9 protein-coding genes are annotated in these 12224 nt (G+C 66.6%); 7 read left to right on the top strand and 2 right to left on the bottom strand.

What is annotated here, in order from left to right:
* Window positions 1–56 precede the first annotated feature (56 nt).
* The 4 genes from EOW65_RS09255 (at window position 57) to EOW65_RS09270 (ending at window position 6145) form a co-directional block, all read left to right on the top strand.
* Window positions 57–1073: a GlxA family transcriptional regulator gene (locus tag EOW65_RS09255; RefSeq protein WP_240664607.1), complete on the top strand. Its 1017-nt coding sequence runs from the start codon at window positions 57–59 to the stop codon at window positions 1071–1073.
* 138 nt (window positions 1074–1211) lie between these two features.
* Window positions 1212–2960, top strand: coding sequence for a sigma-54-dependent Fis family transcriptional regulator (locus EOW65_RS09260; RefSeq protein ID WP_128148773.1), 1749 nt, complete (start codon window positions 1212–1214; stop codon window positions 2958–2960).
* A gap of 140 nt (window positions 2961–3100) precedes the next feature.
* Entirely contained in the window at window positions 3101–4900 is a 1800-nt protein-coding gene (locus EOW65_RS09265; protein WP_128148775.1) for an NAD(P)/FAD-dependent oxidoreductase, read from the top strand.
* A gap of 192 nt (window positions 4901–5092) precedes the next feature.
* Window positions 5093–6145 (top strand): 2,3-butanediol dehydrogenase, encoded by a 1053-nt coding sequence (locus EOW65_RS09270; RefSeq protein WP_128148777.1) that lies wholly within the window; start codon window positions 5093–5095, stop codon window positions 6143–6145.
* A gap of 193 nt (window positions 6146–6338) precedes the next feature.
* Here the strand turns inward: EOW65_RS09270 and EOW65_RS09275 are convergent, their stop codons facing one another.
* Window positions 6339–7238: an AraC family transcriptional regulator gene (locus EOW65_RS09275; RefSeq protein ID WP_128148779.1), complete on the bottom strand. Its 900-nt coding sequence runs from the start codon at window positions 7236–7238 to the stop codon at window positions 6339–6341.
* Window positions 7239–7412: 174 nt separating this feature from the next.
* On the opposite strand from EOW65_RS09275, the gene EOW65_RS09280 reads away from it, so the two are divergent.
* Window positions 7413–8450 carry an aldo/keto reductase gene (locus tag EOW65_RS09280; RefSeq protein ID WP_128148781.1) on the top strand — a complete coding sequence of 346 codons (1038 nt, stop codon included), beginning with the start codon at window positions 7413–7415 and terminating at the stop codon, window positions 8448–8450.
* Window positions 8451–8596: 146 nt separating this feature from the next.
* On the opposite strand, the gene EOW65_RS09285 is transcribed toward EOW65_RS09280, so the two are convergent.
* The gene (locus EOW65_RS09285) at window positions 8597–9544 is read right to left on the bottom strand and encodes a LysR family transcriptional regulator (RefSeq protein WP_128148783.1); all 948 of its coding nucleotides are present in this window, start codon (window positions 9542–9544) and stop codon (window positions 8597–8599) included.
* Between the two features lie 177 nt (window positions 9545–9721).
* Between EOW65_RS09285 and EOW65_RS09290 the strand changes: the two genes are divergently transcribed.
* Window positions 9722–10579, top strand: coding sequence for a serine hydrolase (locus tag EOW65_RS09290; RefSeq protein WP_164880050.1), 858 nt, complete (start codon window positions 9722–9724; stop codon window positions 10577–10579).
* Window positions 10580–10607: 28 nt separating this feature from the next.
* Window positions 10608–12212, top strand: a complete 1605-nt coding sequence (locus EOW65_RS09295; protein WP_128148786.1) for an ABC transporter substrate-binding protein — start codon at window positions 10608–10610, stop codon at window positions 12210–12212.
* Window positions 12213–12224 lie beyond the last annotated feature (12 nt).

Consider the following 12224-nt stretch of genomic DNA (forward strand, 5'->3'; position numbering starts at 1 on the left):
GGAGGAAACCTAGAACCTGAGAGACCTCACGAGGCGTGGCGTAAATGACATTGAAGATGGCAAAACAGACAATGTTGCAAGGAGTCGTCCCGGTGGCCGAGATCGGCCTGCTGATCTATCCCGATTGCCAGCTGGCCGCGGTGCATGGGCTGACCGATCTGTTTCGCATTGCCGGGGAATGGACCGGCGCGAATGCCGCGAGCCTGCGGGTCAGCCACTGGCAGGCGACGGAGGACGGGGTGGATTGCGTCTGGGACAGCCACCCGGGCCCGCCGCATGCGCTCGGGCATGCTATCATCCCGCCCAGCATCGTCATGCCCGATCGGATGGCACCGGCCCCCGGGGCCGCGACCTGGCTGCTTGCCCAGCATGCCACGGGGACGGTGCTCTGTTCGGTCTGCGCCGGGGCCTTCGTGCTGGCCGAGACCGGGCTGATGAACGGCCGCAGGGCGACGACGCATTGGGCCTTCGCCGCGCAGCTCGCCGCGCGGTTCCCCGACATCCGGCTGGCCGAGGATCACATGATGATTGACGAGGGCGATGTGATGACGGCGGGCGGCATTCTCGCCTGGACCGATCTGGGACTGACCCTTGTCGAGCGGTTGCTGGGGCCGGCAACGATGCTCGCGACCGCGAAATTCCTGCTGATCGACCCGCCGCGCACGAGCCAGCGGCCCTTCGCGCAGTTCATCCCGCGCTTCGATCACGGCGACGAGGCGATCCGCGCCGCACAGCATCACCTGCATGCCCATGCGTTCACGGCGCTGCGGCTCGGGGATCTGCACGGCATAGCCGGGATGACCGAACGCACCTTCCTGCGCCGCTTCACCGCCGCCACCGGCCACCGGCCCAACGACTACCTGCAACAGGTCCGGATCGCGAAGGCGCGCGAGGATCTGGAGCGCACGATCACGCCGGTGGATCAGATCGCCTGGCAGGTGGGCTATTCCGATCCCGCGGCCTTTCGCAAGATCTTCCAGAAGATCACCGGCTCGACGCCGGTCGCCTACCGGCAACGCTTCGGCATTGCGGGGGCCAGCGGCGGGCAACCCAGAGGTCGGGAAAACGGCTGACGCTCCCCCATCCCGTCGCCCCGAACAGAGCGCGATGGTCGCTGCGGGCCCGAGGGACAGCCGGCACAGCCTTGTACCAAAGTCCACCATCGGAATGATGTCGCGAACTGGTAACGTGGCTGGCGGGAGGAGTGCCGCATGGTCGAGCATGATCACGTCGAGGAGATCGCGCAGGTCCTGGATGGTCAGGCAACGGGACGGGACAGTTATGTGGATGCGTCCTGGCGGCGCTGTGTCGAGGTCTACGGCATGGATCCGACCAGCCGCGTACCGGCCCATATCGTCACGGACTCGGAGTTCCGCACCCATCGGGAGCAGGCCGACTGGATGATCGGCGCGGCGCGCTCGAGCCTCCAGAGGCTGTTTCGACAGGTGGCGGGGCAGAATTACGTTCTGCTGCTGACCGATGCAAAAGGCGTCTGCGTCGACTTCTTCGGGGACGACCGGCTCGTGGACGAGTTGCGCGGCGCGGGGCTTTATCTGGGTTCGAACTGGTCCGAAGATCTGGCGGGAACCTGCGGGGTCGGTGCCTGCATCTATACCGGCGAGCCGGTCACCGTCCATCAGGACGACCACTTCGGCAGCGCGCATACGGGGCTCTCCTGCACCTCGGCCCCGATCTACGACAGCCTCGGCCAACTGGCGGCGGTGCTCGATATTTCCCTCCTGCGCTCGCCCTCGCCGAAAAGCAGCCAGAACCTCGCGATGTCTCTGGTGACCTCTGCGGCGCGGCGGGTCGAGATGGCGAACCTCATGGCGGCCAGCCGTCGCGAATGGGTGCTGCGGTTTTCCACGAGCCCCGAATTCCTCGATGTCGATCCGGAAGCCGCGGTGTCGCTGGATGGATCGGGGCGCGTGATCGGCGCCACGCATGCGGCGACACGGATGCTGTCGCGCGGCAAGGGGCTGATCGGAGAGCACATCGACAGCTTGCTCGGGCTGAGCGTGGACGACCTGCCCGACCTGATGCGCGACCGCCCGACCGAGGAAAGAGTCGTCTCCCTGAGCGACGGCGGGGCGGTTTTCGGCCATGCGATCGCCCCCCAGAGGCCGCGCAGGGCGCAAAAGGACCGCTCGACGCCGGAGAAGCGCGCGGTCGGCGGGGTTCTTGCCACCCTGGCGGGAAGCGATCCGACCATGGCCCGCCTGCTGGCGCAGGCGGAACGGCTCGCCCCGACACATGTCCCGCTCCTGATCTGCGGCGAGAGCGGCAGCGGCAAGACCAAGCTCGCCCGCGCCATCCACATGGCATCGCGTCGGCGCGGCTTCGTTGCCCTCGACTGTGCGGGGGCGATGCCCGAACAGATCGAGGCCGCCCTCTCGGCGCAGCCGGAGCCGGGGACGCTGCTGTTGCGGGGAGTGGAGGACTTGCGGCCCGAGATCGTGCGGGCCCTTCCCGCGCTTCTGGATGCACACGCCCACATGCGCCCGATTGCCACCAGCGGCCACGCGCCGGGCGCCCTGCTCTCGGGCGAGACCCTCCCGGCGGCGCTCTACCACCGGCTTGCCGGCTCCGTTCTCGAATTGCCGCCCCTGCGCGAGCGGCAGGATCTCGGCTGGCTGATCGAGCGTCTCCTCGGCCGGCGCTGCGGCGGGGAGATGCGCCTGACGCCCTCGGCACGCTCGGAGCTGATGGCGCGCGACTGGCCGGGGAACCTGCGCGAGCTCGGCAATGTGCTCGACGTCGCCTGCGCGCTGGCCGAGAGCACGGTGATCGACCTGCCGGACCTTCCCGCGGCGCCCAGACCGCGCGAGGAGACGCTCGATCTCGAGGCCGTGCTGGATGCCTGCAACTGGAACATGGCCCGCACCGCCCGCCGTCTCGGGGTGAACCGCTCGACCATCCTGCGCCGCATCCGCAAGGAAGGGTTGCAGGCGCCTCAGTGAGATGTTGCGCGGCGTTGCGTGTGCAACATGCTGCGTCGCCGCAAGTGCCGGGAGGGCATTTTCCGGCAATTTTCCGTGGAGCCGAAGCGCCGCGCCTTGCCAATCTTCCCCCAGCACATTGCTGATGAGGAGGAAACGCAATGCTCGACTCGACAGTCACCACGCAGGTGCAGGAGACGCTCGACCGCCTGAACGCCGCCCTTGAGGAAGGCGACGCACAGGCAGCGAGCGCGCTCTTTGCCACCGACAGCTATTGGCGCGATCTGGTCGCCGTGACCTGGAACCTGAAGACGGCCGAAGGGCCGGCAGCCATCCAGGACATGCTTGCCGCCCAGCTCACGCACACCAAGCCCGGCCGGTTCGCCCTGCAGGGCGGCGAGATCCCCGCCGAGGAGGGCGGCGTCACCACCGCCTGGGTCACCTTCGAGACCGCCACCGGCCGTGGCTGGGGCCTGATGCGCCTGAAGGAGGGGCGGATCTGGACCTTGCTGACCGCGCTGCAGGAGCTGAAGGGCTTCGAGGAGAACCGGGGCAAACGGCGCCCGATGGGGGCCGAACACGGCGCCTCCAAGAACCGCCTGTCGTGGAGCGAAAAGCGTGCCGCCGAGGCGGAGGAGCTCGGCTACACCCGGCAGCCCTACACCGTCATCATCGGCGGCGGCCAGGGCGGCATCGCCCTCGGCGCGCGGCTGCGCCAGCTTGGCGTGCCGACCATCATCCTCGACAAGCATGACCGGCCCGGAGACCAGTGGCGCTCGCGCTACAAGTCGCTCTGCCTGCATGACCCGATCTGGTACGACCACTTGCCCTACATCAAGTTCCCCGACAACTGGCCGGTCTTCACCCCCAAGGACAAGGTCGGCGACTGGCTTGAGATGTACACCAAGGTGATGGAGCTGAACTACTGGACGCGCTCCGAGGTGCAGAAGGCGCGCTTTGACGCGGAGAGCGGCACCTGGGAGGTCAAGGTGAACCGCGACGGCGAGGAGGTGACGCTCCGCCCGACGCAGCTGGTGCTTGCCACCGGCATGTCGGGCAAGCCGAACATGCCCTCTTTCCCGGGGATGGAGAGCTTCCGCGGCGCAATCCAGCACAGCTCGCAGCACAAGGGGCCGGACGACTGGACCGGCAAGAAGGTGGTGGTGATCGGGTCCAACAACTCGGCGCATGACATCTGCGCCGCGCTCTGGGAGGCGGATGCCGACGTCACCATGGTGCAGCGCTCCTCGACCCATATCGTGCGCTCGGACAGCCTGATGGAGATCGGCCTCGGCGCGCTTTATTCCGAAGAGGCGGTGGCCTCCGGGATGACCACTGAAAAGGCCGACATGGTCTTTGCCTCGCTGCCCTACCGGATCATGCACGAGTTCCAGATCCCGCTTTACGACAAGATGCGCGAGCGTGATGCCGAGTTCTATGCGGGGCTCGAGAAGGCGGGCTTCGATCTCGACTGGGGCGATGACGGCTCGGGCCTTTTCATGAAGTATCTCCGGCGCGGGTCGGGCTATTACATCGACGTGGGCGCGAGCCAGCTCATCATCGACGGCGCCATCAAGCTGGTGAAGGGCCAGCCCGAGCGCTTCGACGAAACCGGCGTGGTGCTGAGCGACGGCACGCATCTCGATGCGGATCTGGTGGTCATGGCCACCGGCTACGGCTCGATGAACGGCTGGGCCGCCGATCTCATCAGCCAGGAAGTCGCGGACAAGGTGGGCAAGGTCTGGGGCCTCGGCTCCGACACCACCAAGGATCCCGGCCCCTGGGAGGGGGAGCAGCGCAACATGTGGAAGCCGACCCAGCAGGAGCACCTGTGGTTCCACGGCGGCAACCTGCACCAGTCGCGGCATTACTCGCTCTATCTCGCGCTGCAGCTGAAGGCCCGGATGGAGGGGCTCGAGACGCCCGTCTATGGCCTGCAGGAGGTGCATCACCTGTCCTGACACCCCCGGCGCGCACCCGGTTCCTCCCTGAACGGGTGCGCGCAAACCTTCCCCGATACCGCAGCGGGAACGCCCTGCCGCTCAGCGGGACAGGCGTTCCCGTCACCGGCGGGGCGCGCGCCATGGCCGGCCGAGCCGGGCCGACGGCCGCGCGGTCGCTCGCCGAAACCGCACGAACAAAGGAATAAGACCATGAAAGCAGCACGTTGGCACGGCGTCAAAGACATCCGCGTCGAGGATATCCCCGAACCCGGCCCGCAGGCGGGCGAGGTGAAGATCAAAGTCGCCTGGACCGGCATCTGCGGCAGCGACCTGCACGAATACCTCGCCGGGCCGATCTTCGTCCCAGTGGAGCAGAACCACCCCCTGAGCCACGACAAGGCGCCGATCACCATGGGGCACGAATATTGCGGCACCATCACGGAGCTGGGCACGGGCGTGACGGGGCTCGCGGTCGGCGACCGCGTCGCGATCGAGCCGATCTTCGCCTGCGGCACCTGCGCCGCCTGTCTCGAGGGCAAGTACAACCTCTGCGACAACCTCGGCTTCGTCGGCCTTTCCGGCGGTCACGGCGGCTTTGCGGCGCATAGCGTGGTGCCCGCGCGCATGGTCCACAAGATGCCCGAGGGGCTCTCGATGGAACAAGGGGCGCTGGTCGAGCCGGCCGCCGTCGCCCTGCACGCGGTGCGCCTGTCGAAGATCCGGGCCGGAGACAAGGCCGCGGTCTTCGGTGCCGGGCCGATCGGGCTTCTGGTGGTCGAGGCCCTGCGCGTGGCGGGCGCCTCCGAGATCCACGTCGTCGAGCCCTCCGAGGTGCGCCGCCAGAAGGCGCTGGAGCTTGGCGCGACGGCGGTGATCGACCCGACGGCCACGGATGCGGTCGCGGCGATCCGCGCGGCGACCGGCGGCGTGCATGTGGCCTTCGAAGTCACGGGCGTGCCGCAGGTGCTGCCGCAGTGCATCGACGCCACCCGCCACGAAGGACAGGTCCTGATCGTCTCGATCTGGGAGAAGGCAGCCGCCTTCCAGCCCAACACCGTCGTCCTCAAGGAGCGCCAGTTGCACGGCACCATCGCCTACCGAAATGTCTATCCGGCAGTCATGGCCCTGATGACACAGGGCTATTTCAGCGCCGACCAATTGGTGACGAAGCGGATCGCGCTGGATGACATCGTCGCGGAAGGTTTCGAGGCACTGGTCAAGGAGAAATCCCACGTGAAGATCCTCGTCAAAGCCCCCGAGTGACACTGGCCCCGACACATTTTCCGGTCGCCGCCATGCGGCCAGGCGACCGGAAGCTTGCTGGTGAGAGCGGCATCGGGGCTGGCCGTTCGGCACCATCCATGCACGTGCCTCCGCTCGCGACCATCGCGCTCCCCGCGCATGACGGCTCTTCGCGGCAGCGACGGGCCGCGAAGAGCCCGCAAGGATACTGCCGTCACGCCTCGATCCGGGGCGCGAGCCCCTTGCGGATCTCCAGTCCGTCCTTGCCCGGCGGGGCCCCGAACAGGCGGCGATATTCGCGACTGAACTGCGACGGGCTCTCGTAGCCGATGGCATAGCCGATCCGCGCGACATCGGCGCTGTCGGAAAGCAGCAAACGCCGCGCCTCCTGCAACCGGAGCTGCTTTTGATACTGCACCGGGGTCATTGCCGTCACGGCCTTGAAGTGCCGATGGAAGGTCGCGGGGCTCATTCCCGCGAGATTGGCGAGGTGTCGCACGTTCAGCTGCCCGGTGAAGCTCTCGCGAATACAGGCGATGGCCCGGCCAATCCGCGCCATGTGACTGCCCACCAGACCGATCTGCCGCAACGCCGGCCCCATCGGCCCGTTCAGCAAGAGCCAGGTGATCTCGCGCCGGATCAGCGGCGCGAGGACCGCGATATCCCGCGGCCGGTCGCACAGCGCCATCAGTCGGCACAGCGGATCGACCAGCTCCGGACCGAAGGCGTGGACGGCCAGCGCCGGGCCGGCAGATGCACCGTCCCGGCCGTCCCGCTCCAGCAGCAGATCGGAGATCGTCGCGGGATCGAGCGCGAGGCTGAAGGCCAGATAGGGCCGTTCGGGCGTGGCGCGCGTGATCTCGGCCCGGATCGGCACCTCCATCGACGCGATCAGGCATTTCCCGGCCTCGTAGCGATAGGCCTGCTCGCCCAGCATGCTGGTCTTGGCGCCCTGCGCCACGACGCAGAGCGAGGGCCGATAGACGGCATGGATCGGCCCCGTCGGCGCCGTGACCGAGGTCAGCAGCAGCCCGTCGATCGGGAGTTCGCGGCCATGCGTCTGCCATTGGCGGGCGATCTGGTCGCGGAGCGGGGTGAGATGATCGGGTTCCATGGTCTGCAACCTAGGGCCTGTCCGGAAGGTTCACAGCCTGAAATCGGTTCCGATGAGAGGATCGTGCAAGGAATTGCGAGGATCAGCGTCGCGCCCCGGAGCGAGACGGCCCTATCTTTGCCGCGTCCCGGGGAGGTTTCCCCCGGCGTATCCTCCGACAGAAAGGAACATCCCATGCGGTACCGTACTCTTGGCCCGAGCGGCCTTCTGGTCTCCGAACTTTGCCTTGGCACGATGACCTTTGGCGGCTCGGACGGCATGTGGGGCCAGATCGGCCAGTTGCGTCAGGACGAGGCCGACACGCTGGTCAGAACGGCGCTCGACGCCGGCATCAACTTCATCGACACCGCGAATGTCTATGCGGGCGGCGAGAGCGAGCGGATCCTTGGCCAGTCGCTGCGCAATCTCGGCATCGCGCGCGACGATGTGGTGATCGCGACCAAGGTTCTGGGGCCGATGGGCGAGGGGCCGAACGCGCGCGGTGCGTCGCGGGCACATATCCTGGCGCAGGCCAAGGCCAGCCTTGGGCGGTTGCAGATGGATCATATCGATCTCTATCAGATCCACGGCTTCGATCCGCTGACGCCGATCGCCGAAACGCTGGAAGCGCTCGATACGCTCGTGCGGCAGGGGCATGTGCGCTATATCGGCCTGTCGAACTGGGCGGCCTGGCAGATCGTCAAGGCGGTGGGCATCGCCGAGGCGCGGCAGCTCGCGCCGATCCTGTCGTTGCAGGCCTATTACACGCTGGTCGGCCGCGACCTCGAACGCGAGATCGTGCCGATGCTGCAGGCCGAAGGCATCGGCCTGATGGTCTGGAGCCCGCTGGCTGGCGGGTTCCTCTCGGGCAAGTACAGCGACGGCAGTAAGGCGAACGAGGGCCGCCGGGCGAATTTCAACTTCCCGCCGGTGGATCTCGACCGCGGCGACGCCACCATTTCCGTGCTGCGCGAGATCGCCGCGGCGCGGGGCTGCACCGTCGCGCAGGTGGCGCTGGCGTGGCTTTTGCATCAGCCGGTGGTGACCAGCGTGATCGTCGGCGCCAAGCGGATCGATCAGTTGCAGGACAATATCCGCGCAACCGAGGTGATGCTCTCGGCCGAAGATCTGGCGGCGCTGGATGCGGTGACGAAGCTGCCCGCGGAATATCCGGGCTGGATGCTGGAGCGCCAATCGGAGTATCGCGCGGCGTTCCGCCCGCAAAAGGGCTGAGCTGCACCGCATTGGCCCGCCTTGCATCACGAGGCGGGCCGATTCGTTTCAGGGCCCGGATCTTCCCGGCATTGCGTCCCGCGTCTTGCGGGGCTTTTTCCCGGGCTGGGCGACATCACTCGCGGCAGGTGGAGACGCGGCAGGCGCTAGGCCAGCAGCGCATCAAGCTGTTGGCGGGCCTCGGCGCAGGTGGCGCGCAGATGGCGCACCAGGCTTTTGCCCGTCGCCACGGCGGGTCGGTTCACCGGGCAGACCGCAGAGACCCAGAAGCGCAGGACCGGCCGGAAACGGCGCAGCTCGACCCCTCGCTCGACATAGCTTAGCGCGGTCAGCGGATTGAGGATCGTCACCCCGAGACCGCGCCGTACCATCTCGCAGGCGGCATGCGAGGATTGCGCGCTGATCTTCATGCGCCGCTGCACCCCGGCGGTGTCGAAGGTGCGGTCGATAAGCTGCCGGTAGGGGTCGTATTCTCCGAGCGAGATGAATGGCATGTCGGCGAAATCGGTCGGCTCGAGTACCTTGCGGGCACAGAGAGGGTGGTCGGGGGGAAGGACGCAGACCTGCTCGAACTGGCCCAGCGAGATCACGTCGGCATCCGGCACGACATTGGTGGATTCGGTCAGGCCGATGTCGAAGTTGAAGCCGGAGATCGGCGACTGGTCGCGCGGATCGGTGCTGTCGATCCGCACCGAGACCTGCGGATGCGTCCGGTAGAGCCGGGCCATCGCTTCGGGCAGGATGGTCTGTGCGAAGGCCGGAAGCGCCGAGATATAGAGCACTTCATCATGTGCACCGCGCAACTGGTTGACGCATTCATTGATCCGCTCGAGCCCGATGAAGGCAGCCTGGACCTCGTGATAGAGCTTGGCTGCGCGCGCGGTCGGGTGCAGCCGCTGGCGGCGGCGCTCGAACAGGGGGAAGCCCACGGCATCCTCGAGCCGCAAGATCTCGCGCGTGATCGTGGGTTGCGAGGAGCCAAGGGCCGTCGCCGCGGTCGTCACGGTGCCGAATTTCATCACCGCTCGAAAGATCTCGACCTGCCGGAGATTGAGCTCGGTGATGTGCTGATAGGCCATGGTTCGGCAGTCCATATCTGAAATGAATGAACTTGCATCTTATTTTCTATATCTCTGACGGCAAAGCGAGATTTTATTGAATTCCAACAGAACGCAGTCTGGATGAACCGGGCGCGAAATGCAGGAAGGTCTATCGTGACAGCATCGTTTCCAGACGATCTTCGCGCCGCGATTCTGCGGTGCGCAGAGGACATGAGCGGCGGCGCCCTGACGTCCGATCGCATCAGCTTTGTGCTGAAGCCCTATGCGCGCGCGCCGCGCCTTGCCGATCCCGGACGGTTCGATCTTGCCGGTTGCGTGACCCATCGCGCCGAGGTGCCGGTCTATCCGGCAAGCGTGGTCAAGCTGTTCCATCTGTACGAGCTGTGCGGGCTGGAGGCCGAGGGGCGCCTCGTGCTGACCGACGAGGACCGGCGCGCGGCACGGGCGATGATCGAAATCTCGTCGAACGAGGCGACGGCCTATCTCGTTGGGCGCATGAGCGGGGCGTTCGACGGGCCCTGGTGCGATGCGGCGACGCTGGCGGAGTTTACCCGCGCCCGGCACAGCGTGCAGGCGTGGTTCGAGGCGCGGCGCGATCCGGACTTTGCGGGGATCAGCGTGCTGCACGCGACCTACGAGGACAGCCCCTATGGCGCCGCAAAGCAGATCCGCGAGGGCACCAGCGGCAACCGGCTGACGGCGCGGGCGGGTGCGGCGCTTCTGCATGACATCGTGCGCGGCGCGGCGGCGGGGTCGGCCTGGATGATGTCGCTTCTCGACCGTTCCGCGCAGCGCGCCGCCTTTGCAAGCGGCGGATGCCCGCCCGAGGGCGACCAGGTGCGGGGCTTTCTGGGCGAAGGGCTTGCGGAGGATGTGAAGGTCTGGGCGAAGGCGGGGCATACGAGCTGGACCCGCCATGACCTGCTTTACGGCGAGTTGGGCGAGACGGGCTTCATCCTTTCGGTGATGACCGACAGCCACTGGAGCGCCGATGACACGACCTTTCTGCCCGAGGTGGCGCGGCTGTGCCTTGCCGCCTTTCGGGCACAATCAGAATGCCCGGCATGACCGGCAGAAAACAACAGGGAACCAGAACATGAAACACGGAAAAATCGGAACGGCCTTGCGGGCGGGGGCGATGGTTGCCGCGCTGCTGGCGGGAACGGCGGTCTGGGCGGAAACGCCGCTGCCGGGCGGTACGCTGCACCTTTCGGCGCCCTTCGGCGCGGCGCTGAAATCGCTTGATCCGCACATGACCTGGCGGTCGCAGGACATGGCGGTTTCGAAGGCCTTCCACCGCTCGCTCTACACCTGGGACACCGAGACCAATGCCCCGGCGCTGGATCTGGCCTCTTCGGTCGAGGTCGGGCCGGACGGGCTCACCTACACCTACAAGCTTTACGACACCGTCTATTTCCACAACGGCCGGAAGATGACGGCAGATGACATCATCTGGTCCTTCACCCGGATCATGGATCCGCAGAAGGGCTTTCCGGGGTCTTCGCTGATCCAGACCATCGAAGGGGCTGATGACTATGCCGCGGGCAAGGCGGACCATATCTCCGGGCTGCGCAAGATCGACGACCAGACCCTGCAGATCAAGATGAAGAACTTCACCGATCCGGGCATGCTCTTCTTCGACGGTGTGACCTCGATCCTGCCGAAGGAAGAAGTCGAGAAACCCGGTTTCATCACCCATCCGGTGGGGCTTGGCCCCTATGTCTTCGTCGAGCATATCGCGGGCTCGCGGGTGGTGGGCAAGAAGTTCGACAAGTACTTCAAGCCCGGAAAGCCCTATGCCGACCGCGTCGAATTCACCATCTCGGGTGACGACAGTGCGCTCGACATGGCGTTCCGCGCGGGCGAGCTTGATGCCACGGTGATCTCGGGCTCAGCCTATGCGCTTTACAAGCAGGATCCGCAGCTCTCGAAAGGGCTGGTCGAGGTGGCCGAGCTGTTCACCGCGCATATGGGGATGAACCTTGCCGATCCGCCCTTCGACGACGAGAAGGTCCGGCAGGCGATCAACTATGCGATCGACCGCGATCTGATCATCCAGAAGCTGCTCAAGGACAAGGCGTTCAAGGCCACCGGCTGGCTGCCGCGCACCTCGATCGCCTTCGATGCGGCGCGCACGCCCTATCCCTATGACGTGGAAAAGGCGAAGGCGCTGATGGCGGCCTCGAAATACCCCGACGGCGCCGAGATCGAGGTCTGGGCCCGCGACGGGACCAACGGCATCGGTGTGGTGCAGGCGATCACCCCCTATCTGAAGGCGATCGGTCTCACCGTGAAGCCGAAGGTGGTGGAAGCGGGCATGCTCTCCGACGCGATGAGCGCGGGCAGTGCACAGGCCTGGATCTATTCGGCGGGCACCGGGCCCGATCCGATCGCGGCTCTGCGCTGCTTCGACAGCCGCACGACGCGGGCGGGATGCAATTACGGCGGTTTCTCCGATCCGGCCTTCGATGCGATGCTGGACAAGGCGGCAGGCGAGCTCGACGCGCAAAAGCGGATCGAGCTGACGAAACAGGCCGATGGCTACATCTTCGACAAGGCGCCGGTCTGGTTCCACAACAACAACAAGGCGGTGGTGGCCACGCAGCCCTGGGTGCACGGCATCGGCGGCAACGTGACCGAGGCGGCGATCCTCGAGGTCGACAGCATCTGGCTTGACGCCGACGCCCCCGGCCGCAAGTGACCGCGTTCCGGC

It is taken from the genome of Paenirhodobacter ferrireducens, assembly GCF_004022265.1.
GTDB lineage: Bacteria > Pseudomonadota > Alphaproteobacteria > Rhodobacterales > Rhodobacteraceae > Rhodobacter > Rhodobacter ferrireducens.

Bases quoted from the DNA above. Each gene is read 5' to 3' on its own strand.
- EOW65_RS09265 (WP_128148775.1), top strand. From the start codon at position 3,101: ATGCTCGACTCGACAGTCACCACGCAGGTGCAGGAGACGCTCGACCGC.
- EOW65_RS09275 (WP_128148779.1), bottom strand. From the start codon at position 7,238: ATGGAACCCGATCATCTCACCCCGCTCCGCGACCAGATCGCCCGCCAA.
- EOW65_RS09260 (WP_128148773.1), top strand. From the start codon at position 1,212: ATGGTCGAGCATGATCACGTCGAGGAGATCGCGCAGGTCCTGGATGGT.
- EOW65_RS09285 (WP_128148783.1), bottom strand. From the start codon at position 9,544: ATGGACTGCCGAACCATGGCCTATCAGCACATCACCGAGCTCAATCTC.
- EOW65_RS09280 (WP_128148781.1), top strand. From the start codon at position 7,413: ATGCGGTACCGTACTCTTGGCCCGAGCGGCCTTCTGGTCTCCGAACTT.
- EOW65_RS09255 (WP_240664607.1), top strand. From the start codon at position 57: ATGGCAAAACAGACAATGTTGCAAGGAGTCGTCCCGGTGGCCGAGATC.
- EOW65_RS09270 (WP_128148777.1), top strand. From the start codon at position 5,093: ATGAAAGCAGCACGTTGGCACGGCGTCAAAGACATCCGCGTCGAGGAT.
- EOW65_RS09295 (WP_128148786.1), top strand. From the start codon at position 10,608: ATGAAACACGGAAAAATCGGAACGGCCTTGCGGGCGGGGGCGATGGTT.
- EOW65_RS09290 (WP_164880050.1), top strand. From the start codon at position 9,722: ATGAGCGGCGGCGCCCTGACGTCCGATCGCATCAGCTTTGTGCTGAAG.